Below are 21,730 nucleotides of genomic sequence, written 5' to 3'. Positions count from 1 at the left end.
TCATGACAATTGTGTTTAGGTATAGAGTAGGAAAGCAAGTAGGCCTATACCCAGTATTAAGCGATAAATAACAAATGGCAGCATTCCCATGCGCTCAATGTATTTTAAAAATAGGAAGATACAGGCATAGGCGGCGACAAATGAAAGCCCTGCACCGAGGGTCAGTGCCTGCCAATCAACTGCAGTATCGCCTGTCGCCAACTGCACCGTTTTTATCAGCCCCATACCGCCAATAACCGGCACTGAAAGTAAAAACGAAAAGCGTGCTGCGCTTTGTTTATTTAAGCCCAAAAATAGGCCGGCGGTCATGGTAATACCTGAGCGCGAGGTGCCCGGGATCAGCGCAACAGCTTGCGCCACACCAATCAACAGAGCCGATTTCCAGTTCAGCTGATAAATATTCTTAGTTTCTTTGGCCTTAAAATCTGCCCACCACAAAACCAGACCGAAGAAAATGGTGGTAATGGCAATAACAATAGCAGCACGTAAGTGCTGTTCTATCAAGTCTTCAAATACTTGCGCCGCTAACCCAGCAGGAATGGTGGCCAGCAAAATATACCAACCAAGGCGACTGTCATCGCTTGCGCCCTGAGAGCCAAACGATTTAAACCAAGCAACAACAATATCGCCAATCTCTTTACGAAAATAAATCATCACCGCCAGCAACGAGCCGACATGCACGGCAACATCAAAAGCTAAACCTTGATCCTGCCAGCCTAAAAGCTGTGATGGCAAAATAAGGTGTGCCGAGCTGGAAATAGGTAAGAATTCAGTGAGGCCCTGTATAATGGCTAAAACGATGATCGCAAGAATGGTCATTCGAAAGCTACCTTCCATAGTTTTTGTTGAGATTTATCATAGCCCTGCCAAAGCTCAGCGATGGTCGCTTGCGCAATGGGGTGGTAAAAATCCGGGGCTATTTCAAATAAAGGCCAAAGCACAAAAGCATTTTTAGTAATTTCATCTCGCGGTAGTTGCGCTGGCGTATCGCAAATCACATCGTCGTAAAAGAGTAAGTCGAGGTCCAACGTGCGTGGACTAAACTTTTTATCTGCCGGAGTACGGCCATGATCCCGTTCAATTTGCTTTAATAAAGCGCATACTTGATGCAGCGTCATATCGGTATCGACGCCAGCAACCGAGTTATAAAAGTTACTGCCATTAAAGCCGACCGCTTCACTTTCAAACACACTGGAGTGCTCTAAGGCGCCGAAATAATAGCGCAGCGCAGATAAACCTTTGCTTAAGTTTTCGTGCTTGTTGATATTAGAGCCCAAGCTAATGTAAATACGCGCCATAACTAGTGCTTGCTACGGGTGATCATCACCCCCACCGTTTGTGCTTGTGGTACGGCTGCAGGTTTGCTGACCTTGATGCTCACCTTATTGGTGGCAAACTCTGCTAGGATGAGTGCCGCTAACTGCTCTAAAAGGGTTTCCAACAGCTCGACCGGTTTCGCAATACAGTGCTCGGTCACACGGCGGCTCACTTCGGCATAATCTATTGTCTGAGATAGGTCATCGCTGGCTGCCGCAGCGGCAATATCACAATCCATTTCGATGTCAAAATACAGGCTCTGTTTACATTCTTTCTCAAAGTCGTACACTCCTATTATGGTGTCGACCTTTAGTTGCGATATATAGACTTTATCCATCTCTTCGGCTCCAATGCCAGCTGGTCGGATACCTACGCGGCGTTAAACTCAGTACCCTGAGCCAGACAAACTGCTCAAATAAACAATGAGCGGCGATAATAGCCCAAAACGTACAATTAAAAAATAAGGATGACAGTGTTAGCGGCGTTAATGTGCATTTTTGCCTACCTCTTAGGCTCGGTCTCATCGGCAGTACTGATTTGTCATCTGTTTGCGTTGCCAGACCCAAGAAAAGCGGGCTCAAAAAATCCCGGTGCCACGAATGTTTATCGTTTAGGCGGCAGACTGCCTGCGGTGATGGTGCTGTGCTTTGATATTTTAAAAGGCACCATACCCGTATGGGGAGCCTACTTTATGGGCATAGATCCTATCTATTTAGGCTTGGTTGCCGTGGCCGCATGTTTAGGGCACATCTACCCACTCTTTTTTGGCTTTAAGGGCGGCAAAGCCGTGGCCACCGCCTTTGGGGCCTTACTGCCGATAGGTTTATCGCTCGGGGGATTGCTTATTCTTACTTGGGCCAGTGTCGTTGCGCTGACTCGCTATTCGTCGTTGGCAGCATTGGTAACCGTGTCGTTAGCGCCACTATACACTTGGTTGATTAAACCCTTATACACTCTGCCTGTCACGTTTTTAACCGTCGTCATTATTTTTCGCCACCGCGCTAATATGGTGCGTTTATTCAAAGGTGAAGAGCCAAAGGTTGGCGAGAAGAAAAAAGCCGAGTAACACTCGGCTAGTATTTATAAGTCGATAACCAAACGATAACTACTTTGGCCACTGGCCCAATATTTGCGTTCAAACGGTGTGATCGCGGTGTCGCTATGATAAGGCTCGACAGCCGTTGGGTGCCCTGCTAGTTCCAGCGCTCTGGCGAACTCACGAACATAAATATGCCAATTGCTGCGCAGCTCTAGACGTCCGCCTAAGGCAACAATAGTCGGAAAAATAGCAGCGCCGTGCCAGCGCCGTTGGATATGCTTAGCCTTGGGCCAAGGGTTCGGATAGAGCAAGTAGTGATGACTCGGTTGCCACTGAGCTTGCTTTGCCAAGCGCCAAAAGTCATTCAAGTCTGCTTGCACTAGCAGGTACTCTCCTCCCTCATCTTGGCGGTACTGCACGTCGTGTTTGTGCAAACGATGCGCTGACTTATCAACACCAATAATCAAAGCATCAGGGTGCACTTTAGCTAAATTGGCGGTACTTTCACCAACACCACAACAGGAGTCCAAAATGATAGGTCCGTTGGCTTGTTGTACTTTATCGTTTACTTCATCAAAAGCGCGCTGAGTGTGCGCGGCGATCGGTTTTTTAAACTCAGCATTAAGGTGCTTAGTGACGATATCATCGAGCTTGTCATGAAGGCTCGGTTGGTTCGAAACAATCGCGCGAGAACTTGCATCAACCATCAGTGACGTAACCCCACACCTTTGCGAATTAAAGTCAGTGCCAAGGTAAATAAGGCGGTGATAAACAGTAGCAACACCGCAAATGATACCCAAATATTGACATCCGATACCCCTAAAAAGCCAAATCTAAAGGCATTAACCATGTAAATGATCGGGTTGATTTGCGACACTCCCTGCCAAAACTCAGGTAGCAGAGTAATGGAATAAAACACCCCGCCAAGGTAGGTCAATGGTGTGAGCACAAAGGTCGGGATGATGCTGATGTCATCGAAACTATTGGCATAAACCGCGTTAATCAATCCACCTAAAGCGAATACTGCTGAGGTCAGAATAACCGTGGCGATAATCACAAATATATTATGAATTTGGATATCGACAAAAAACAGCGACACTAAGGTCACCATTAAACCTACGAGCATGCCACGAGCCATACCCCCACCCATGTACCCTAATACAATAATGTAATTGGGCACGGGCGCCACCAGCAGCTCTTCAATGCTTTTTTGAAACTTAGTAGAGTAAAAACTAGAGGCCACATTCGAGTAGGAGTTGGTGATCACCGACATCATAATAAGTCCGGGGACAATAAACTCCATGTAGGTAAAGCCGCCCATTTCGCCAATACGCGAGCCAATTAAACTGCCAAAGATAACGAAGTACAGGGTCATGGTAATCGCGGGAGGCACAAGGGTTTGCACCCAGATACGCAAAAAGCGAATACACTCTTTAATCCAAATACTTTTTAGCGCCACGCCATACTTCAACATTAAGACTGTCCTCGCTCTTGATTCAACAAACCCACAAACAATTCTTCCAGGCGGTTAGCCTTATTGCGCATACTCAATACCGTGTTGCCTTGCGCCGTTAAGGCATTAAAAACCTCATTCAAACCTTGTGATTTCGCTACTTCCACCTCAACGGTGTGCTCATCGCTCAGGGTGAATTCGTAGCCAGGCAAGCTCACCGGCTTAGCCGGTTGTTGCAAATCGAGAATAAAGGTTTCTTTGTCCAACTTAGCTAGCAACGCTTTAATTGTAGTGTGCTCAACAATAATACCTTGGTCGATAATAGCGATGTTTTTACACAGCAACTCCGCCTCTTCGAGGTAATGAGTAGTTAGGATAATAGTCACCCCTTGGCGGTTAATTTCGCGCAAAAAATCCCACATTGAGCGCCGTAATTCGATATCAACCCCGGCCGTTGGCTCATCCAAGATAAGCAACTTGGGCTCGTGCATTAACGCCCGTGCAATCATTAATCGGCGTTTCATCCCGCCGGAGAGGCTGCGTGCTTGTTTGTCTTTTTTATCCAGCAAGCCTAATTGCTTTAGGTACTTATCTGCACGTTTATGGGCTTCGCCGCGCGGCACACCATAATAGCCCGCCTGGTTCACCAGGATTTGTTGCAAGGTTTCAAACTGACTGAAGTTGAACTCTTGTGGTACTAAGCCCAACTCTGACTTCGCCGCCTCTAGGTCAGTATCAATGTTGTGGCCAAATACTTCGACTTTACCTGAGGTTTTGTTCACTAACGATGAAATCACCCCGATGGTGGTCGACTTACCGGCACCATTGGGGCCTAACAAAGCAAAAAAGTCGCCTTGCTGTACTTGCAGGTCGATCCCTTTCACTGCTTGTACGCCATTTTTATAGGTTTTGGTGAGTCCTTCAATATTCAATGCCACTGTCATTTACTTTTGCTCTCCATAACCCCAACGTGAGGTCAATTGTTGTTCGATTCCGAGGTGGTCGAGGATCCGCGCCACCATAAAGTCCACCAACTCAGCAATACTCTGCGGTTGATGATAAAAGCCCGGCGCTGCCGGCATAATAGTGACCCCTAAGCGCGATAGCTTGAGCATATTCTCAAGATGAATTTCATTAAAAGGCGTTTCCCGGGGCACTAAAATTAACTGTCCACGTTCTTTGATGACCACATCCGCAGCGCGCTCAAGGAGGTTGTCCGAGGCACCAACGGCAATGGCGGATACTGCACCAGCGCTGCATGGGCACACCACCATTTTTTTCGGTGCCGCTGAGCCCGAAGCCACAGGACTAAACCAGTTGTCTTTGCCAAACACCTGCAGTTGTCCAGGTTGGGCGCTAAAGCGCTCGCTCAACTGTGCCGTGGCTTTTTGCTCATTCGCAGAGAGTTTGATGTTCGATTCGGTGTCCAGCACCACCCGCGCCGCACTGGAAATTAACACAAACACCTGATGCCCTTGCTGAAGTAACACTTCGAGCAGACGCAAACCATAGGGAGCGCCCGAGGCGCCACTAAAGGCTAAGGTGATTGGTTCTTTAAATTGGCTCATACCTTTTCCTTAATCGCTAAGGCATCAAGTAAACGTTGATGAATGCCGCCAAAGCCGCCATTACTCATGACCAATATATGGCTGTTCGGCGCGGCTTCGGCAATGATGTTCTCTACGAGCGTATCGATATCGTGTTCACAGTGCGCGCCCGCTTTGTCAGCTTGCTCTGTCAATGACCACCCCAGATCGGGGGGCTGGTATAAAAAGCAGCTATCAGCCGCCTGCAATGACGCCATCAGGGTGTCTTTATGTACGCCCATTTTCATGGTGTTCGAACGCGGTTCCAGCACTGCAATAATACGCTCTTCGCCTACCTTAGCACGAAGCCCGGCCAGGGTAGTGGCAATTGCGGTAGGGTGATGGGCAAAATCGTCATAAACGGTGACCCCCGCTACTTGGCCCTTTAATTCCATCCGCCGTTTTGGCGATTGAAACTGCTCTAGTGCAGTAGTACTGGTTGCCACCGCCACTCCAGCGTGACGCGCGGCAGCGATCGCCATCAAAGCGTTATTCACGTTGTGCTCGCCAATTGCCTGCCAGTTTACGCAGCCTTGCACTTCACCCTGATAAAGTACGTCGAAGGTACTGCCATCGGCGCTACGCAGACGATAATGCCACTGCTGTGGGGCCAGTACTTCATATTCGCTCCAACAGCCTCGGTCGATCACTTCTGCCAAGGCGTGATCCTGTTGCGGATAAATCACCTTGCCGCTGCCTGGTAAGGTGCGCATCAGGTGATGAAACTGGGTTTGTATTGCCGCTAAGTCTGGAAATATATCGGCGTGATCAAACTCTAAGTTATTTAGTACTAAGGTACGTGGCAGATAGTGGACAAACTTGCTGCGCTTATCAAAAAATGCGGTATCGTACTCATCCGCCTCAATAACAAAAAAAGGCGTCTCACCTAGGCGTGCCGACACGCCAAAGTTTTGCACCACTCCGCCAATGAGAAAGCCCGGCTTGAGCCCTGCGTACTCCAGTATCCACGCTAACATACTCGCCGTGGTGGTTTTACCATGAGTGCCGGCCACAGCAAGCACCCAACTGTCGCGCAGTAGGTGCTCCTTTAACCACTCAGGGCCGGAGGTATAGCGCAAGCCTTTATCTAATACATACTCGACACAAGGATTGCCGCGACTCATGGCATTGCCAATGATAACCACATCGGGAGCCGGGCTAAGTTGGCTCGGATCATAGCCCTGTACGAGTTCAATCCCCAGCTGCTCCAGTTGGGTGCTCATAGGCGGGTAAACATTTTCATCAGAGCCGGTTACCTGATGCCCTAAAGCCTTGGCAATAGCGGCGATACCACCCATAAAGGTGCCGCAAATGCCGAGAATATGTATGTGCATAGAATTTTCCATTGGCGAAAAGAAAGCCGCTCAGCACCTTAGTCATACTGAGCGGCTCTATATGATGCCAAAATAACTTAGATAGGTGAACCCGGCGGCATAGGTAAAGGTTTAAAGCTTTGCGGCCACTGACCGCGCTCTAGGAATTGGTTAATGGCATCGGCCAAGTGTTGTTTAAAGGCACTTTCGCCGCTACTCACGCTGCCCAGCAGCTTATCTTGTTGATAGTCATCGGCAATTTGCCGTAAGTAGTACTTGAATTGAGCTTGTACTTCAGGCGCCACTTTGTCGCTACTGACTAAATTAACAAAATGCTGAGCACTCAACCACTGAATGCGATGTTGCACTTTCGCCGCCATCGCGCTGGGATGCTCATTATCAAAAATGCGGGCAACAAACTGCTCAAGTAAGTTATCGAGCCCAAACGCTTGCTCGCTACGGGCCCCTTGTTGGGCAAGGCGGTTCAGACGTTCAGGGTGAAACAACAGTGCTAACGTATGATTTGCCGCCACCTCAGGAAGCGCCATGGCATCAAGGGTGATCCCGGTACGCCCTTTTACACTTTCACGGGTTGGGTATTCGCCATAGGCTTTCGGTGGGATCAACGCCACCACACTCTCGGGTAACACTAACTGCTGCGCATCGAGAGTTGCCAATAGCGCTTGAAACGCACTTTGTTGGCGCTCTCGAGCAACGACTTGGGTTCCTTGCACCGGTTGCGCACTGCGCACTTCATAACTGTAATCAACGCCCCCGACTAACTTCACCGCCGCCTCAACTTGATAGCGGTGAAATAGATACAAGGGCACTAGCACTTCCTCCAGCTGCGATAAGGAGGTGCCCGCTTTGACATTCTCGATACCAAATCGCGCCAGTGCCTGTTTGCGCACTTGCATCACACGTTGTAGCTCAGCGGCAGGGTCTTCACCATTATCCCATAGGTGACCGCTGGGGTGGGCGCCGCCTTGAGCTCGGGCATCGCGATCAGAGATAAACTCTAACCCCAATTCACGATTTTGCGCCAAAATAGCATGCAACTGTTCGCCTTCGTCCTGGCCACGAAAATCACTGTAGCCATATTTGATTACTTGCTCATCCCACAGCCCCATGCCTTTGGCATAACCCTTAGTGGTATCTAACTGACCTTGCTGATTGAGCGCCACTAATGGGTGCGGATAATCCATGACCGAGGCTCGGGCACGGCTTGAGGCGGCAAAGTTATGAGCGATCCCTAGTGTGTGGCCTATTTCATGCGCACTGAGTTGACGGATGCGATCGAGCGCCATGGCTTGTAGCTTCTCGGTAACCTCATCACCCTTTTTATAGGGGGCAGCCAAGGCTTCGGCTATTAAAATGTCTTGGCGTACACGCAGCGATCCCAAGGTTACATGACCTTTGATAATCTCTCCGGTACGCGGGTCAATCACTGAGCCACCATAAGACCAGCCCCTCGTGGCGCGATGGACCCACTGAATCACGTTATAGCGCACATCCATAGGGTCGGCATGCTCAGGCAGCATTTTCACTTGGAAGGCATTTTTGTAGCCCGCCTTTTCAAAGGCAGTGTTCCACCACTTGGCACCATCGAGTAATGCTGTGCGCACCGGCTCTGGCACCCCGGGGTCAAGGTAGTAAACGATGGGCTTAACGGCTTCACTTATGGCTTTATTCGGGTGTTTTTTCTCCAGTCGATGGCGCGGGATATAGCGCACATACATGCTCTCCCCCAGTGGCGCCGAATAGTCTTTATGCTCGATACTCCAATAACCCGACTGCGGGTGAAACTCGCGCGGTTGATAATTGTCGTCTGGCAATGCAATCAATGAGTGATGCATATGCACAGTCAGCGCATAAGGGTCGGCACTGACTTGCTTTACGTATTCACCAGGCTTAGTGCCGCTAAACGTTAGCACCGCTTCCAGCTCGGTATTGTTCACAAAAGACTTACTGCGCGGCATGTGCACGGCGCTACGTGAGGTGTCTAAGTTAAAGTGGCCTTGCTTACGCGCCGCTAAAGTGCGGCTCACGCCATGTACATCACTCAGCAGGTAGGGAGTATAATCAATCACCACCCGAGTATCGGTGAGCGCTTTAATTTCAAACCCGTGGAGAATGCTTGAGGCAAACGCTTCGCGCACGCTTTGCTGTTCCGCCTGATTACTGCTAGAAGCTCGGTAATAGCTATTCAGGGCACGTAGCATGACCTTGTTGCCCATACGCTCAAACTGCGCCAAGTAGGTATTGCCCAACTGACCGCGATCTAAACCAATATCGTTCGAACCGACACCATAGGGTAAGCTTTGTTGCAGCAAAAACGGCTGTTTAAGTTTATCTACTTCCAAGTACAGTTTGCCTTCATCATTGGCATAGTAAAAAGTGAAATAACCAGGATACTTGCTCATATTTTGCGTAAACTGGCTGATAGACTTAATTGCTGCGTGCGCTTGGGTTATCATAGGCAGCAACAAGAGGAACAGTGCGATTCGTAGTATCTGCGGTTTCACCATGGTTCTCACTTTGTTATTGGTATCGTTTGTAGAGTGTAGAAATTATCGCCATTGAGTATATCCGCTCGGCGCCAATCTACAACCGCAACACGATAAATAAACAGCGTATTCTGAGCGGTACTCTCTCACATTTTCAGCCGCTTAGGCCCAACAGACTAAGGAACAAAACAGCATGCGCAGACTCCCTCCGGTATTGCTAGAAGACGGTTGCCCACGCGATCTTATCTCCCTTATTCGCACCATTTTGGCGGCGTGTAAGGAGATTTCTTTCCGAGTCAGTCAAGGTGCTCTTTCTGGCGTACTTGGCTCCACCTTAGATGAGAATATTCAAGGTGAAACACAAAAGAAACTAGACGTGTTATCGAACCAACTCCTCAAAGATATCTTGTTGGAGTCAGGTTATGTTAAAGCCATTGCCTCTGAAGAGGAAGAAGGGACCGTAGCCGGTAACCCTGAGGCCGACTACATTGTTGCCTTTGACCCGCTTGATGGTTCTTCTAATACCGATATTAATTCCCTCGTGGGCACTATTTTCTCGGTGATGCGCGTACCTAAAGAGGCCGATGCCAGCGATCCAGCCATTTTCCTACAAAAAGGTGAGCAACAGGTCGCGGCGGGTTATGTTTTATATGGCCCATCAACGATGCTGGCGCTCACCACAGGTAAGGGCACTCGCCTTTTCACCTTAGATAGAACCCACGGCAGCTTCTTGCTAACGCAAGATTTTGCTTCGGTGCCAGCACAGACCCAAGAATTCGCAATTAATGCCTCTAACCAACGACATTGGCAAGCACCGATGCAGCAATACATCGCCGATTTACTTGCCGGTAAGAGCGGCCCACGTGGCAAAAACTTTAATATGCGCTGGATAGCCGCCATGGTCGGCGATGTCCATCGCGTGCTCTGTCGCGGCGGCCTGTTTACCTACCCGGCCGATACTAAAAACCCCGACAAGCCTTACAAACTTCGCCTCCTTTATGAAGCCAACCCGATGGCTATGCTGATTGAACAAGCTGGAGGTTTGGCAAGTACGGGCGAGCAGCGGATTATGGAAGTAGAGCCGCAGCAAATTCACCAGCGTGTCGCGGTGATTCTCGGCTCGAAAGACGAAGTAGAAACCTGCTTAAGCTATCACCAATAACATAAAGGCACCCTAGGGTGCCTTTTTTACTTTTCTATTGGTAAGTCATGGCGGGCGCCCCATTCACTCCAGGAGCCGTCATACACTTGTAGATTCCGATAGCCGCATTCATAGGCAGCAAGCGCAAGGATGCAAGCGGTGATCCCGGAGCCACAGCTAAATTGTAACTGCTGCACATCTGGGGCAACCAAGTCATTAAAGCACTGCTGCAATGCCGCAACGTCTAATAAAGCGCCGTCTTTAATTAACCGCGCATACGGCAAGTTAGCACAGTGCGGAATGTGTCCGCTGCGCATGCCCTCACGGGGCTCTTCTGCGGTGCCATTAAAGCGTGGCACCGGGCGTGCATCCAATAATAAAGTGTGACGTTGGTCTATACTCGTGAGCACTTGCTCAGCATCAATAAAGTAGCCTGCTCGTGGCTGCGCCACAAAGTTACCTTGGGCTGGCGGCTCACTCCAACCTTGCTGCACCGGTAACTCGGCACTGCGCCAAGCAGGTAGGCCTGCGCATAATACTTTAACATTATCAAAGCCAAAAGCTTTGAACATCCACCATGCACGTGCGGCACTGAACAACCCCTGATCGTCATAAACAACAACTTCGGAGTCTATATTGACACCAGCGACGCGCATTTCATGCTCGAACTGTTCGGCGCTGCACAACATGTTGGGCCAAGGGCTGTTGTGATCCGCCAACGCCGATTTTATATCAAACCGTCGAGCACCTCGGATCACCGTCGCTGGCGAGTATGTGCCAGATTTACCCGGTAACAGCATGCCGGCATCGAAAATTATCAACTCGGGCTTATCTAGCTTTGATGCCAATTCAGCCACTGATATCTGTTGTTCCATGTCGATAGCACCTTTTGCGCTTGCAAGTGGAGTTCGACGTTAGCAGAACTCTGGCTGGCGCACCACCTCAATTATCTCTGTGGTAGAAATAGAGGGAGTACGGGGTAAATAGACGACCTCACATACTTCTTTAAGGTCATCGAACTTGCCTTGCCAATCATCGCCCATCACTAGTATGTCCGCATTGTAGGTTTCAATATAATGGCGCTTGAGTTCTAAAGACTGCTCTAAGAACACATCGGATACACACTTTAACGCGGCAATGATATTCATACGATCTGCTTGCGCATAGACCGGAGCACGGCCTTTTTTTCGTACATTCAGGGCATCGGAAGATACCCCCACTATCAGCTCATCGCCAAGCGCTGCGGCACGTTCTAGGATATTGACATGGCCGACATGAAATACATCAAAAGTACCGAACGTTATTATTTTAGTTGTCATATAGGTAGCTTACTATTCTCTTCGCACTGTTGCCGTCAAGCCTCCCTGCTAGGCGTTCTATCGTGGTTTGGTTTTGTTGGTTATGAAATTTTTGTGGCTGATGTAATGCCTCTTCAATGGCCCTTATCACATCAGAAGCTTTATCTGCTTTAAAGCACAGCGGCTCAAAATAGGAGATATCATCGTCTAAACGTGCTTTAAAGCGGTACGCAAAAGGCCCTCGGTAAGACCATCTGAGCTTGTAGAAGTTGCACCACACTACCGGCTTACCCAGCGCAAAGAACTCAAAAATAGCCGACGACGCATCCGACACCAAGACATCAGCGAGCGCCATAAAAGGGACTAAATTAAACTCTTCAAGTTGACTCACATACACATGCTCATACTGCTGCCATCGCTGTAATAAGCGTTGATGCTTTTGATATTTGTCTTTTGTTTGCGAAAAATAATGCGGCTTAATAATTACATTGCAGTGTGTTAGGTTTGCCAGCCAGTTTTTAGGCAGCCGCTCCAGCGAGCTTGGATAAAAAGTCGGAGCGTAAAGCACCGTGGGCTTACTGGCATCAAGGCCGAAGTTTTTATGGCTTGGTAACGGATACTGTGGTTGACTCAATAATGGGTCTAACTTGGCGTATCCAGTGTCAACAAACGTCGAGTCTGGATAAAGTGTGTGTAAGCGGTTCAAACGGTGCTGACCTTCAACAAAGCGCACTGAAGTTGCATTATTCGAGGCATCATAGTAACACGCCTTGGGGCCAATGCCGTGCTGCATCAACGCCGTTTTTACTATGCTATTTAGCTCTGCAATATCCGCGAAAGCCTTACCAAATATAACCCAATCAGCGCCGCATTGACGATAAAACGCGACCGCTTGTGATTCACTTTGCAGCCAATGCGCATTTAAATCATGGGCCTTTATTGCATATTCTGCGGCCGCATTGAGCGCCGCGTCTTCTTGCTTATAAAGCACCACCACGGTCTGTGCACCACGTTGATTAAGCTCATCGATAACAGGCAAATATTGAGGCAAGTAGTACAGGTGTAAAACGTCGAAAAAAACCTTCATACAACGGTGCGAAGCGGAAAAAACATTCGCCCATCATACTAAAAAACCGAATTGTTTGCCTAATTGTACCCTGACTACCTATAAAAATGCCGCCAATATCATTGTGGCGGCATACTTTGTGACCCGAATAGGACTAATCGATAAGCTGATATTGCTCCTTGAGCACCGCTATAATTTCACTGCGCGGGTCGGTAGGAATTTGCAGTGGCTCGCCAATGATTTTACTAGCAATGCCAACGTAAGTGTCAGACACGTGCATCATTACTTCAACCGGCAACTTATAGTCTTGAGCGAGTTGCTCACGCTCAGCCATGCGCCCTTTATTTAGCAACACATCGCTGTCGGGGACATTATTGATAAGTAGCTGACGAAACCCCTCTTTGGAGTTTTCAATGATTTTACCATCGCGGTATGCGGGACCATCCCAAATACGTGAAGAGTCTGGCGTACCTACCTCATCAATGTAGATTAACTGCTCATTGCCCTGCATGTCTTCGACGTAACCGAATTCGAACTTAGTATCGACAAAGATTTGATCTAACTTCGCCAGCTCAGCGCTGATCACATTAAATCCTTGCACCAATAAGTGCTCATACTTTGCCACATCAGCTGCTGAGCTAAAGTTGAATGCATCTAGGTTATCGGTGATGTTTTTGCGCGTGATGTTTACATCATCCACGGCTGGCACGTCATCTAGCCCTTCAATAATGCCCTTGGTCGATGGCGTGATCAGCACTTCGTCTAACTTTTGGTTCGCGGTGAGCCCCTCAGGTAAATCAATGCCGCAGAAAGAGCGAATACCTTTGGCATAATCACGCCACATGCTACCAGTGATATATTGACGAGCAATGGCTTCCACTTTTACTGTTTTGGCTTTACGCACAATCCATACGTATGGGTGTGGAATATCCACAATATGGTTGCCAGCAAGTCCGGCGGCATCAAATTGTTTAAACCAGTGCGCAGCCACAGCATTCAGTGCAATGCCCTTGCCTGGAATGCCGTTTAAGCCCTGCTCACCTTGCCAAATACAATCAAACGCCGAGATCCGATCGGAGATAACCATAATTGCCAACTCGGTCCCCTGTGGCACCGCATACCCTTTCTCTGCAATTAAGCGAGCACTGTCTTGCTCGGTTAACCAGTAAACGGAACGCACTTTGCCGCTGTGCACCGGACCTTGAGTGCGAATAGGTAGATCATCGTTTACATCTAAGACTTTGTAGTTGCTCATGGTTACTCCAAGTAAGGGCTAATTTCGATACACCGACCGAGGCTGTGAGCGCGCTATGATAGTTCAGCTGGCAGCGAAGATAAAGATAATCGCCGCAACAAAGCGGACTTTTGTCCTATCTTTTTTATTCTCGACACTGGTTAGCCCTTGTACCTGTCATTTAAAGTTAATATTGCGGTAAACTAAACAACATCTTTTTGCTATAGGGACACGACAGTGGATTTAGCGAGCAGCACTCAGGGCAAGCGATACCTTATGTATATTTCGCAAAATTACTCCTATGCGATCTTACGCCCTTTACAACAGGTTATTCGTGCCCATGGCGGCGAAGTAAAATGGTTTTTAGAAGGCGATGAAGTCAACCCTGACTTCCTTGCTGAGAATGAACAGCAGGTATTTGATATTAAAGATGTCATTGCCTGGCAACCTCACGCAAGTTTTGTCCCTGGCAATGTGATTCCCAGTTTTGTGCCTGGAAGAAAAGTAGCTGTGTTTCACGGTTTCGATTCAGGCAAACGGAATCGTAGAGGACATTTGGATCACTTTAATATTCGAGGCTGCTTTGATCTTTATTGTACACAAGGGCCTAGCACCACAACACGCTTTCAACAGTTAGCCCAGCAACATGGTTTTTTTCGTGTCCGCGAAACGGGTTGGTCAATGCTCGACCCACTGTTTAGTCCCACACCTAATAACCCTTATAGCAGCACTGACTCGCGCCCGACTTTATTGATTTGTTCAACCTTTTCCAAGCGCTTGTCACTGGCCCCAGTGTTGGTTGAGCGCATTAAAGAGCTTCGCGATAGCGGTAAATACCGTATTTTAGTGCAGTTCCATCCGAAGATGAGTGCAGATATCGTGGCGCAATATAAAGCCATGCAAAATGACAGTCTCAGCTTTGTTGAAACTGACAATGTTATTCCCCTGTTGCAAGCAGCGGACGTGATGCTCTGTGATACTTCTTCGATTCTACTGATGTTTTTATTACTGCGTCGCCCGGTGGTTACTTTTAATAATCAAGCCCCTGCATCGCACCTTCTCAATGTAACCGATGCGACGCAGGTTGAAGCGGCAATAGACCAAGCGCTGACCCGACCGCCTGAGTTAATGGCTAATATCGAGTCTTTCTGCCAGCAACTGCATCCCTATCAAGATGGTCGCTCAAGTGAGCGCGTATTGGCGGCGACCAATGACTTAATTATCAGTGACGGCGCTGAGCTAAAAGCCAAGCCCCTTAACTTGCTGCGCCAGTTTAAGATGCGTAAAAAATTGGCATATTGGCGTTGGTAACGGGCCATTGATCGCATTGCGCTGGCCCTAAAACATGACTGTGATACAGTAACAACAATTGCAAGTCAGCGGTATTGAACGTGATGATTGAAATAGAAAAGCTATGGTTTTCTTGGCATGGTGAACACCACACGCCCACTCTAGCAATAGACTCGTTGCACATAAAAAAAGGTGAGCATGTTTTTTTACACGGCCCCAGCGGCACCGGTAAATCAACGCTCCTGTCGTTACTGGCGGGGATCCAAACCCCGCAACGCGGGCACATTCGCATTGCCGATACCGATCTCAGCGCCCTGAGCAGCGCCAAACGCGATCAGTTTCGTGCCGATCACCTTGGCTATATTTTTCAAAACTTTAATTTACTGCCCTACCTTAGCCCTATCGACAATGTCACCTTAGCCCTGGCTTTTTCCGCTGTTCGCCGCCAACGAGCGCAACGCGCCGGTATGGCAATGAACGAACTGGCAGCCACCTTGCTTACTCAGCTCGGTTTAGATGCTAGCCATCATCATCAAGCGGTCAATACCTTGAGTATTGGTCAGCAGCAGCGCGTAGGTGCAGCGCGGGCGGTCATTGGTGAGCCCGAAGTGATCATCGCCGATGAACCCACTTCCGCCCTTGATGAGGACAACCGCAAGGCGTTTATCGAGTTGCTGTTCGAGCAAACCGACAAGACCGGCGCCACGGTGGTATTTGTGAGCCACGAAAAGTCCCTCGCGCCGCTGTTCTCCAAGGTAGTAAGCCTAAGTGAAGTTAATCAGCTTGCAGGAGTGGCGTCATGATTTTGCTAAAACTCGCCAGCAAAAGCTTATTTAACCGTAAGGCCAGCGTATTACTCAGTGTCTTGACCATTGCTATTAGCGTTATGATGCTGTTGAGTATTGAACGAGTACGTGTGGATGCCAAATCGAGCTTCGCCAATACCATCTCGGGCACCGACTTGATTGTTGGCGCGCGTACCGGCGATATCCAACTATTACTAGCTTCAGTATTTCGCATTGGCCATATGAACAATGGCGTTAGCTGGCAAAGCTATCAAGCCATTAGTAGTAAGCGCGGCGTTGCTTGGAGTATTCCACTGTCGCTCGGTGATGCCCACAAAGGCTTTGCGGTAATCGGCACCGACTTAAGTTATTTTGAGCACTTTCGCTATGCTAAGAAGCAGCCCTTGCGCTTTGCCCAGGGCCACGCTTTTGCCGACGTAAACGAAGTGGTGCTTGGCGCTGACGTTGCTCAAACATTGGGCTATCAACTTGGCGACAACATTGTTGTTGCTCATGGCATGGGAAACACCAGCTTTGACCAACATGATGATAACCCCCTGACCATCGTTGGTATACTGGCGCCGACCGGCACCCCAGTGGATAAGTCTGTGCATGTGCCGTTAAAAGCAATTGCGCTGATGCACGGCAGCGCTCAAGCCGACTCGCACGAGCACGAGCACGAGCACGAGCACGAGCACGATGAGCATACATCTCACCCAAGCGAACGCCATGAACATGACCAACACCATGGGCAAAAACACGCACCGCACCAAGATTTAGTCGGTACACCGAAACAGATTAGTGCCTTTTTACTTGGCTTCGACAGCCCACTATACAGCTTACAAGTACGTCACAATATCAACCAATATCAGCCTGAGCCATTGATGGCGATTATGCCCACAGTGACCCTGAGTCAACTCTGGGAAATGCTTGCCATCGTAGAAAAAATCTTGCTGTTGTTTTCCTTGGTGGTGGTCAGTGTCAGCCTGCTAGGGATGCTTACCACCTTGCTGGCAAACCTGTCGCAACGGCGCCGGGAGCTCGCTATTTTACGTTCTGTGGGTGCCAAGCCGTGGCATATTTTTTCCTTAATGAGTATGGAAGCCGTGCTGATCAGCGTTATTGGCACCGCCTTGGGATGTGGCTTATTTTACGCCGCCATGTGGGCCAGTCGGTCTTTGCTGCAAGCTCATGCTGGCATTAGCTTGAATATCACTCCTTTGTCAGGCTATGAACTGAGCTTAGTCGCAGGTATCATTATCGCTGGCTGGATTGTCGGAATACTGCCGGCAGCACGCGCTTATTTCTACTCGCTAAACGATGGTATGAGCATTAAAACCTAGGATATTTATGAAGTTTATTTACGCAAGTTTGGTGCTTTTGAGCACCGCGTTGACAGGCTCGGCAATGGCCAATGAGCCCCTGGAAATTTTTTGGGAAGACCTGGTGCCAGAAGGTCATGTTGCCGTCGATACACGCAATAATTCATCAAGCCACGAGGGCAGTGAGCAAAACTGGGTGCAGCCAAATTTAGATGCCCCAGTGGTACAAAAATACAATGGCAAAACCGTAAGCCTTCCCGGCTTTGTGGTGCCTTTGGAGGGCGACAACGAGTCCATAACTGAGTTTCTCTTAGTGCCTTATTTTGGCGCATGTATCCATGTGCCGCCACCACCACCGAATCAAATTGTGCATGTGACCATGAAAAATGGTGTGCCGATCGATAGCCTCTATGACGCGATAGTGGTGACCGGGGTCATGCAGGCTGATAGCTGGAGCGGTGAAATCGCAAAAACCGGCTACAAAATAGCTGGCGTCGGTGTTGCTCCCTTCGAGCTGTAGCAAAATCAATTGGCCAAGGACACCCCTTGGCCGCCCACCTCAGCGCTGACACTTTTTACAGTAAACCGTTGAGCGCCCGCCCAAACGTATTTCCGTCAGCGTAGTCGCACAACTTGTACAAGGCTCACCTTTACGGCCATAGACCAATAATTGCTGCGCAAAGTAACCGGGTTTACCATCACTTTGGGAGAAATCTTTTAATGTCGTGCCCCCCTGCTCAATCGCCGCCGCTAAGGTCGCCTTTATTAACGGTGTGAGCTTTTGATAGCGTGCAAGGCTGACTTTCCCGGCTTCGCGCTTAGGGTGAATCCCAGCTTTGAACAAAGATTCATTGGCATAGATATTACCGACCCCAACCACCACCTGGTTATCCATAATAAACTGCTTAATGGGCTGCTTCTTATTACGAGAGCGCGCAAACAACCACTGCGCATCAAAATCAGCGGTCAATGGCTCTGGCCCTAATTTTTGGAATACCGAGTGCACACTGTCCAGAGGCTGCCACAAACATGCGCCAAAGCGGCGCGAGTCATTAAGGCGCAAACTCAGGCCGTTCGCAAACTGAAACTCAATATGGTCGTGCTTTTTCAGCGCCGTGTTGCTATCAACTACCCGCAAATGCCCGGACATACCTAGGTGTAAAATCACCGCTCCCTCATCGCAGTGCAGCAGCAAATACTTTGCACGACGACTTACCTGAGTAATGACGTTACCTGCTAGGGCATAGATCTGTTCGCTCACCGGCCAACGCAGTTGCGGTTGATGAACATTTACTTGGGTAATGGTTTGCCCTTCAATGTGGGGGGCAATGCCTAAACGGCTTACTTCGACTTCGGGAAGCTCAGGCATAAGTTAGTTACTCGCTAAATGTATAAACAGCTGCTGCGCTTGGTGTGTCGTTAAGCTATACCAGCGCTGCTGTTGCTTGTTAAATAATCGATAGTGCTGCTGGTCTTTATAGAGCACATAAACATAGGGGTTCGGCTCTCCTGCAAGCGTTAAGGTTGCGGCTAAAAGAGGCGCTCCGCCAAGCGGCTCAGCTAACGGCGCTCTTAGTTGTTGCCAAGCGCCAACATTGGCTTCTAGCGTCTGAATATCAGCGCTTGGTTGCGCCGCTTCGCTGTCCTGTTGCATACGCCAGCTGGTGCCGATACGCTCAATTTTTATGCCGGGATATTCTAAAGTAAGAATATAACTCTGCGCGGGTAACAAGGGTTGCGGCCCTTTCGGTTCATCATCGCCACCTAGCCTATGATGTAAGCCATTGAATACAAAGATCATAATCAACATGGCGAAAATAATTAAGTTATTCCACCCTTTGCGCGAAAGTTTAATTGCAGCCATGGTTTATGCCCTATAGAAATTAATCCTCCCAGTGTAACCAAAAAGTCGTGCCCAAGCAGCCCATTTGCCGCTACCGCAGAGCTAAAAATTATTGCTACAATAACGGCAAAATATTTAGGAGAGTCGATATGGCAATGTATGTAGTGGGACACAAGATCCCTGATTCTGATTCGATCTGTGGTGCAATTGCACTGGCGTACTTAAAAAATCAAATTGGTGAAGAGGCGATCCCTACGCGTTTAGGCGAGGTATCACCGGAAACCCAGTTCATCCTTGACCGTTTTGGCTTCGAAGCGCCAGAACTGAAAATGAGCTACGCTGGGGAAGAGGTGTATATTGTTGATCACACAGAGAAAACTCAAGCCCCTGATGATATTGACCAGGCGACTGTAGTCGGCGTGGTCGATCACCACAAACTAGGCGATTTAACCACATCAACACCGCTTGAATGTTGGATTCGCCCGGTCGGCTGCTCAAACACTATCATTAAAATGATGTATGACTTCTACGGCGTCGATATTCCAAAAGATATCGCCGGTTTGATGATGTGCGCTATTTTAAGTGACACGGTGATTTTCAAGTCGCCGACTTGCACCACCGCCGATATCAAGTGTGTTGAGGCCCTTGCAGAGATCGCTGGTGTTGACGATGCCAAAGAGCTCGGCATGGAAATGTTCAAGGTTAAATCAGCCGTTGAAGGCACGCCAGTGCGTGATTTGGTCATGCGTGACTTTAAAGACTTCAATATGAATGGCAACCTAGTGGGCATCGGTCAGTTAGAGGTTATCGACCTAGCGGTATTTGACAACATAAAAGCCGAATTACATGCTGATCTTGCTAAGCTTAAAGAAGAGGGCAGTCGCCACAGTGTGCTGTTGTTGCTCACCGACATCATGAACGAAGGCTCGCAAATGCTCATCGCTTCTGCTGACGAAGGCATCATCGAAAGAGCCTACGGCGAACAAGTGGCTGACTCTCAGGTATGGTTAGACGGCGTACTTAGTCGCAAAAAGCAGGTAGTGCCACCGCTGCAAGACGCATTTGCAGGTTAATCCCCGCTTTTTAGTATGTTAAGCCAGCAACCTCGCTGGCTTTTTTATTGCCCACAACAAGGGCACAGCGGGTCTTTCTGCAATTGTATTGCCCTATGGCGCAAAGCCTCGCCATCAACACAGTGTAGCACTGCCGCTCCATTGCCCTTAAGCAAATAGTTAATGGCGAGCATGGCCTGTTGTGCACCGACAATGCCCAGCAAGGGCGAAATCACCCCGAGTGTGGCGCAATTAGCGGTGGGGTTATCTCTGTGCGGCGGAAACAGACAGGCATAACAGGGAGAGGTGCTATCGCCAAAGTCGAACAACGCAAGGTGCCCTTGGTGTCCCACCGCAGCGCCGCTGAGCAGCGGCACCTGCGCCTCTTCGCAGGTTTTATTGAGCAGATAACGGGTTTCAAAGTTATCACTGCAATCAAATCGCATCAAACCAAAAAGTCAATAAAGCCAGTATTCAGACAAGCTTTAAAAAACCATTTAAAGGGTACTGTTCATCACGTAGCTGTGGTATGGTTTCTCATGTCAGATTTAATGAAAAGCAAGGAAGCAAAATGGCAAATCTCTCCTCTCCCGCTGAGTGTAAAAATTTATGTCAGAATAAAGAGTTTATAAAAACTCTCCATCTTGCAAGGAACCAAGTTGGCATTATGGTTAGGATGGCTAACGATCCATTAACCTATGACCCGATAAGAGCTAAAAGGATGTTAGGAACCGTTATCAAGAAAAATGCCAATGGTGGTTTTGAATTTGGTAGGGTTAGTACAGATGTGATACACGGTGAGGAAGTTCTCCCTAATGGCTTTACAGGCTCATCTCAATATATCAAGGACGCTACCGCGATTCTTATTGGAGTGGCTCCAAACTGGAGAGGTAGCAGAATAATTCGTGCTCAAAGAATATATACCACCCTCTCCAAAGACCTGAATTGCCCAATTTTCATCATGGGGAGTGGTTCAGGCACCATAACTAAGCTTTGGGTTGCAGACGAAGACTCTATGGAGGAGTTCTTTTGGAAAAAATAGCTTACTTTCTGACTAGTGCAATTATATTAGTCTCTTACTCTACATACGCTAAAGTTCTTGATGAGAAACAAGTATTCTTCGATAGAACTTCAGTGACAGAACTAATTGGTAATCCTGAGAAGTTTTCCAGAAAAAGAGTTTCACTAAATGGTTATTACTCTGAGTTAGGAACTCCCTTTCTATACCTGACTCCAACCCATGCGCAAATAGATGACAATGAGTCAGCTGTGTCAATCTTAGTTGTAGACTCACAAAAAGATTCAAACTTATTTGATAATTGCGCTGGTAGCTGGGTAAGGGTTACGGGAACTTTATTTCCTACGGTGCAAAAAGTCAGCTATAGGCTTTCCTATCGGCTAGCTATTGACAAAGCGGAAAAGCTTCCCGAACACATTGACTGCTTTAGTCCATCAAAAAGCGAGTCAGATTAACCGCTTACCTG

Annotated in this window: 25 protein-coding genes; 9 read left to right on the top strand and 16 right to left on the bottom strand. The window is 48.5% G+C overall.

Translation table 11 applies throughout. The features are described from left to right. Positions 1–15 precede the first annotated feature (15 nt). From EXT46_RS00690 to folB, 3 genes are read right to left on the bottom strand one after another with little or no spacing between them, the layout of a single operon-like run. Positions 16–819: an undecaprenyl-diphosphate phosphatase gene (locus tag EXT46_RS00690; protein ID WP_130144586.1), complete on the bottom strand. Its 804-nt coding sequence runs from the start codon at positions 817–819 to the stop codon at positions 16–18. Then, positions 816–1,298 (bottom strand): 2-amino-4-hydroxy-6-hydroxymethyldihydropteridine diphosphokinase, encoded by a 483-nt coding sequence (folK, locus tag EXT46_RS00685; protein ID WP_045979263.1) that lies wholly within the window; start codon positions 1,296–1,298, stop codon positions 816–818. Before folK ends, EXT46_RS00690 begins: the two co-directional genes overlap by 4 nt. Before the next feature lie 2 nt (positions 1,299–1,300). Further along, positions 1,301–1,654, bottom strand: coding sequence for a dihydroneopterin aldolase (gene folB / locus EXT46_RS00680; protein ID WP_022943360.1), 354 nt, complete (start codon positions 1,652–1,654; stop codon positions 1,301–1,303). 135 nt (positions 1,655–1,789) lie between these two features. Between folB and plsY the strand changes: the two genes are divergently transcribed. Beyond that, positions 1,790–2,383, top strand: a complete 594-nt coding sequence (plsY, locus tag EXT46_RS00675; RefSeq protein ID WP_022943359.1) for a glycerol-3-phosphate 1-O-acyltransferase PlsY — start codon at positions 1,790–1,792, stop codon at positions 2,381–2,383. A 14-nt stretch (positions 2,384–2,397) separates the two neighbouring features. Here the strand turns inward: plsY and EXT46_RS00670 are convergent, their stop codons facing one another. The 6 genes from EXT46_RS00670 to EXT46_RS00645 form a co-directional block, all read right to left on the bottom strand. Continuing rightward, positions 2,398–3,063 carry an SAM-dependent methyltransferase gene (locus EXT46_RS00670; RefSeq protein WP_130144584.1) on the bottom strand — a complete coding sequence of 222 codons (666 nt, stop codon included), beginning with the start codon at positions 3,061–3,063 and terminating at the stop codon, positions 2,398–2,400. After that, positions 3,063–3,830, bottom strand: coding sequence for an ABC transporter permease (locus EXT46_RS00665; RefSeq protein ID WP_022943357.1), 768 nt, complete (start codon positions 3,828–3,830; stop codon positions 3,063–3,065). Before EXT46_RS00665 ends, EXT46_RS00670 begins: the two co-directional genes overlap by 1 nt. Continuing rightward, positions 3,830–4,753, bottom strand: coding sequence for an ABC transporter ATP-binding protein (locus tag EXT46_RS00660; protein WP_022943356.1), 924 nt, complete (start codon positions 4,751–4,753; stop codon positions 3,830–3,832). Before EXT46_RS00660 ends, EXT46_RS00665 begins: the two co-directional genes overlap by 1 nt. Further along, the gene (locus EXT46_RS00655; RefSeq protein ID WP_130144582.1) at positions 4,754–5,377 is read right to left on the bottom strand and encodes a flavin prenyltransferase UbiX; all 624 of its coding nucleotides are present in this window, start codon (positions 5,375–5,377) and stop codon (positions 4,754–4,756) included. Then, on the bottom strand, positions 5,374–6,729 hold the full coding sequence (gene mpl, locus EXT46_RS00650) for a UDP-N-acetylmuramate:L-alanyl-gamma-D-glutamyl-meso-diaminopimelate ligase (protein WP_130144580.1): 1,356 nt from the start codon (positions 6,727–6,729) through the stop codon (positions 5,374–5,376). The genes EXT46_RS00655 and mpl overlap by 4 nt, the downstream gene beginning before the upstream one ends. A 77-nt stretch (positions 6,730–6,806) precedes the next feature. Beyond that, positions 6,807–9,236 (bottom strand): zinc-dependent metalloprotease, encoded by a 2,430-nt coding sequence (locus tag EXT46_RS00645; protein WP_130144578.1) that lies wholly within the window; start codon positions 9,234–9,236, stop codon positions 6,807–6,809. A gap of 172 nt (positions 9,237–9,408) precedes the next feature. Between EXT46_RS00645 and EXT46_RS00640 the strand changes: the two genes are divergently transcribed. Further along, positions 9,409–10,377, top strand: coding sequence for a class 1 fructose-bisphosphatase (locus tag EXT46_RS00640; RefSeq protein WP_053909782.1), 969 nt, complete (start codon positions 9,409–9,411; stop codon positions 10,375–10,377). Between the two features lie 26 nt (positions 10,378–10,403). On the opposite strand, the gene EXT46_RS00635 is transcribed toward EXT46_RS00640, so the two are convergent. From EXT46_RS00635 to EXT46_RS00620, 4 genes are all read right to left on the bottom strand, one after another. Continuing rightward, positions 10,404–11,231, bottom strand: a complete 828-nt coding sequence (locus EXT46_RS00635) for a rhodanese-like domain-containing protein (RefSeq protein ID WP_130144576.1) — start codon at positions 11,229–11,231, stop codon at positions 10,404–10,406. A gap of 39 nt (positions 11,232–11,270) precedes the next feature. Next, positions 11,271–11,675, bottom strand: a complete 405-nt coding sequence (locus EXT46_RS00630) for an adenylyltransferase/cytidyltransferase family protein (RefSeq protein ID WP_130144574.1) — start codon at positions 11,673–11,675, stop codon at positions 11,271–11,273. Next, positions 11,665–12,741, bottom strand: a complete 1,077-nt coding sequence (locus EXT46_RS00625; RefSeq protein ID WP_130144572.1) for a CDP-glycerol glycerophosphotransferase family protein — start codon at positions 12,739–12,741, stop codon at positions 11,665–11,667. The genes EXT46_RS00630 and EXT46_RS00625 overlap by 11 nt, the downstream gene beginning before the upstream one ends. A 133-nt stretch (positions 12,742–12,874) precedes the next feature. After that, positions 12,875–13,975: a phosphoribosylaminoimidazolesuccinocarboxamide synthase gene (locus EXT46_RS00620; RefSeq protein ID WP_130144570.1), complete on the bottom strand. Its 1,101-nt coding sequence runs from the start codon at positions 13,973–13,975 to the stop codon at positions 12,875–12,877. A gap of 255 nt (positions 13,976–14,230) precedes the next feature. Here EXT46_RS00620 and EXT46_RS00615 point away from each other — a divergent pair, with 255 nt between their 5' ends. The 4 genes from EXT46_RS00615 (at position 14,231) to EXT46_RS00600 (ending at position 17,871) form a co-directional block, all read left to right on the top strand. Beyond that, positions 14,231–15,265 carry a CDP-glycerol glycerophosphotransferase family protein gene (locus EXT46_RS00615; protein WP_130144568.1) on the top strand — a complete coding sequence of 345 codons (1,035 nt, stop codon included), beginning with the start codon at positions 14,231–14,233 and terminating at the stop codon, positions 15,263–15,265. A gap of 83 nt (positions 15,266–15,348) precedes the next feature. Further along, positions 15,349–16,047, top strand: a complete 699-nt coding sequence (locus tag EXT46_RS00610; RefSeq protein WP_130144741.1) for an ABC transporter ATP-binding protein — start codon at positions 15,349–15,351, stop codon at positions 16,045–16,047. Next, positions 16,044–17,372 carry an ABC transporter permease gene (locus EXT46_RS00605; protein ID WP_130144566.1) on the top strand — a complete coding sequence of 443 codons (1,329 nt, stop codon included), beginning with the start codon at positions 16,044–16,046 and terminating at the stop codon, positions 17,370–17,372. The genes EXT46_RS00610 and EXT46_RS00605 overlap by 4 nt, the downstream gene beginning before the upstream one ends. A 7-nt stretch (positions 17,373–17,379) precedes the next feature. Further along, entirely contained in the window at positions 17,380–17,871 is a 492-nt protein-coding gene (locus EXT46_RS00600) for a DUF3299 domain-containing protein (protein ID WP_022943344.1), read from the top strand. 39 nt (positions 17,872–17,910) lie between these two features. Here EXT46_RS00600 and mutM read toward each other — a convergent pair whose 3' ends face one another. Together mutM and EXT46_RS00590 are read right to left on the bottom strand one after the other, a co-directional pair. Then, positions 17,911–18,720, bottom strand: coding sequence for a bifunctional DNA-formamidopyrimidine glycosylase/DNA-(apurinic or apyrimidinic site) lyase (gene mutM / locus EXT46_RS00595; protein ID WP_130144564.1), 810 nt, complete (start codon positions 18,718–18,720; stop codon positions 17,911–17,913). A gap of 3 nt (positions 18,721–18,723) precedes the next feature. Beyond that, positions 18,724–19,215, bottom strand: coding sequence for a hypothetical protein (locus EXT46_RS00590; protein WP_240701062.1), 492 nt, complete (start codon positions 19,213–19,215; stop codon positions 18,724–18,726). A 128-nt stretch (positions 19,216–19,343) separates the two neighbouring features. Between EXT46_RS00590 and EXT46_RS00585 the strand changes: the two genes are divergently transcribed. After that, complete coding sequence (locus tag EXT46_RS00585; RefSeq protein ID WP_045979250.1) at positions 19,344–20,267, top strand: manganese-dependent inorganic pyrophosphatase; 924 nt, start codon at positions 19,344–19,346, stop codon at positions 20,265–20,267. Positions 20,268–20,311: 44 nt separating this feature from the next. Here the strand turns inward: EXT46_RS00585 and EXT46_RS00580 are convergent, their stop codons facing one another. Then, entirely contained in the window at positions 20,312–20,692 is a 381-nt protein-coding gene (locus tag EXT46_RS00580) for a ThiF family adenylyltransferase (protein ID WP_240701066.1), read from the bottom strand. A 125-nt stretch (positions 20,693–20,817) separates the two neighbouring features. Between EXT46_RS00580 and EXT46_RS00575 the strand changes: the two genes are divergently transcribed. Both EXT46_RS00575 and EXT46_RS00570 read left to right on the top strand, forming a co-directional pair. Next, positions 20,818–21,288, top strand: coding sequence for a hypothetical protein (locus EXT46_RS00575; RefSeq protein WP_130144560.1), 471 nt, complete (start codon positions 20,818–20,820; stop codon positions 21,286–21,288). Beyond that, positions 21,276–21,719 carry a hypothetical protein gene (locus EXT46_RS00570; protein ID WP_130144558.1) on the top strand — a complete coding sequence of 148 codons (444 nt, stop codon included), beginning with the start codon at positions 21,276–21,278 and terminating at the stop codon, positions 21,717–21,719. Before EXT46_RS00575 ends, EXT46_RS00570 begins: the two co-directional genes overlap by 13 nt. The last annotated feature ends 11 nt before the right edge of the window (positions 21,720–21,730 follow it).

Source organism: Pseudoalteromonas sp. CO325X (genome assembly GCF_004208955.1).
In the GTDB taxonomy this organism is placed as follows: Bacteria; Pseudomonadota; Gammaproteobacteria; order Enterobacterales; family Alteromonadaceae; genus Pseudoalteromonas; species Pseudoalteromonas ruthenica.
Note: the sequence above shows the minus strand (reverse complement) of the source record. Positions and strands in the feature narration are given on the sequence as shown.

What these genes read in the sequence shown, in the direction of transcription:
- EXT46_RS00645 (WP_130144578.1), bottom strand. Translation starts at nt 9,236, where the DNA reads ATGGTGAAACCGCAGATACTACGAATCGCACTGTTCCTCTTGTTGCTG.
- folK (WP_045979263.1), bottom strand. Translation starts at nt 1,298, where the DNA reads ATGGCGCGTATTTACATTAGCTTGGGCTCTAATATCAACAAGCACGAA.
- EXT46_RS00655 (WP_130144582.1), bottom strand. Translation starts at nt 5,377, where the DNA reads ATGAGCCAATTTAAAGAACCAATCACCTTAGCCTTTAGTGGCGCCTCG.
- EXT46_RS00660 (WP_022943356.1), bottom strand. Translation starts at nt 4,753, where the DNA reads ATGACAGTGGCATTGAATATTGAAGGACTCACCAAAACCTATAAAAAT.
- EXT46_RS00575 (WP_130144560.1), top strand. Translation starts at nt 20,818, where the DNA reads ATGGCAAATCTCTCCTCTCCCGCTGAGTGTAAAAATTTATGTCAGAAT.
- EXT46_RS00670 (WP_130144584.1), bottom strand. Translation starts at nt 3,063, where the DNA reads ATGGTTGATGCAAGTTCTCGCGCGATTGTTTCGAACCAACCGAGCCTT.
- EXT46_RS00665 (WP_022943357.1), bottom strand. Translation starts at nt 3,830, where the DNA reads ATGTTGAAGTATGGCGTGGCGCTAAAAAGTATTTGGATTAAAGAGTGT.
- EXT46_RS00630 (WP_130144574.1), bottom strand. Translation starts at nt 11,675, where the DNA reads ATGACAACTAAAATAATAACGTTCGGTACTTTTGATGTATTTCATGTC.
- EXT46_RS00580 (WP_240701066.1), bottom strand. Translation starts at nt 20,692, where the DNA reads ATGCGATTTGATTGCAGTGATAACTTTGAAACCCGTTATCTGCTCAAT.
- EXT46_RS00615 (WP_130144568.1), top strand. Translation starts at nt 14,231, where the DNA reads ATGTATATTTCGCAAAATTACTCCTATGCGATCTTACGCCCTTTACAA.
- EXT46_RS00625 (WP_130144572.1), bottom strand. Translation starts at nt 12,741, where the DNA reads ATGAAGGTTTTTTTCGACGTTTTACACCTGTACTACTTGCCTCAATAT.
- EXT46_RS00620 (WP_130144570.1), bottom strand. Translation starts at nt 13,975, where the DNA reads ATGAGCAACTACAAAGTCTTAGATGTAAACGATGATCTACCTATTCGC.
- EXT46_RS00610 (WP_130144741.1), top strand. Translation starts at nt 15,349, where the DNA reads ATGATTGAAATAGAAAAGCTATGGTTTTCTTGGCATGGTGAACACCAC.
- mutM (WP_130144564.1), bottom strand. Translation starts at nt 18,720, where the DNA reads ATGCCTGAGCTTCCCGAAGTCGAAGTAAGCCGTTTAGGCATTGCCCCC.
- EXT46_RS00635 (WP_130144576.1), bottom strand. Translation starts at nt 11,231, where the DNA reads ATGGAACAACAGATATCAGTGGCTGAATTGGCATCAAAGCTAGATAAG.
- EXT46_RS00590 (WP_240701062.1), bottom strand. Translation starts at nt 19,215, where the DNA reads ATGGCTGCAATTAAACTTTCGCGCAAAGGGTGGAATAACTTAATTATT.
- EXT46_RS00690 (WP_130144586.1), bottom strand. Translation starts at nt 819, where the DNA reads ATGACCATTCTTGCGATCATCGTTTTAGCCATTATACAGGGCCTCACT.
- EXT46_RS00605 (WP_130144566.1), top strand. Translation starts at nt 16,044, where the DNA reads ATGATTTTGCTAAAACTCGCCAGCAAAAGCTTATTTAACCGTAAGGCC.
- EXT46_RS00600 (WP_022943344.1), top strand. Translation starts at nt 17,380, where the DNA reads ATGAAGTTTATTTACGCAAGTTTGGTGCTTTTGAGCACCGCGTTGACA.
- mpl (WP_130144580.1), bottom strand. Translation starts at nt 6,729, where the DNA reads ATGCACATACATATTCTCGGCATTTGCGGCACCTTTATGGGTGGTATC.
- EXT46_RS00585 (WP_045979250.1), top strand. Translation starts at nt 19,344, where the DNA reads ATGGCAATGTATGTAGTGGGACACAAGATCCCTGATTCTGATTCGATC.
- EXT46_RS00640 (WP_053909782.1), top strand. Translation starts at nt 9,409, where the DNA reads ATGCGCAGACTCCCTCCGGTATTGCTAGAAGACGGTTGCCCACGCGAT.
- folB (WP_022943360.1), bottom strand. Translation starts at nt 1,654, where the DNA reads ATGGATAAAGTCTATATATCGCAACTAAAGGTCGACACCATAATAGGA.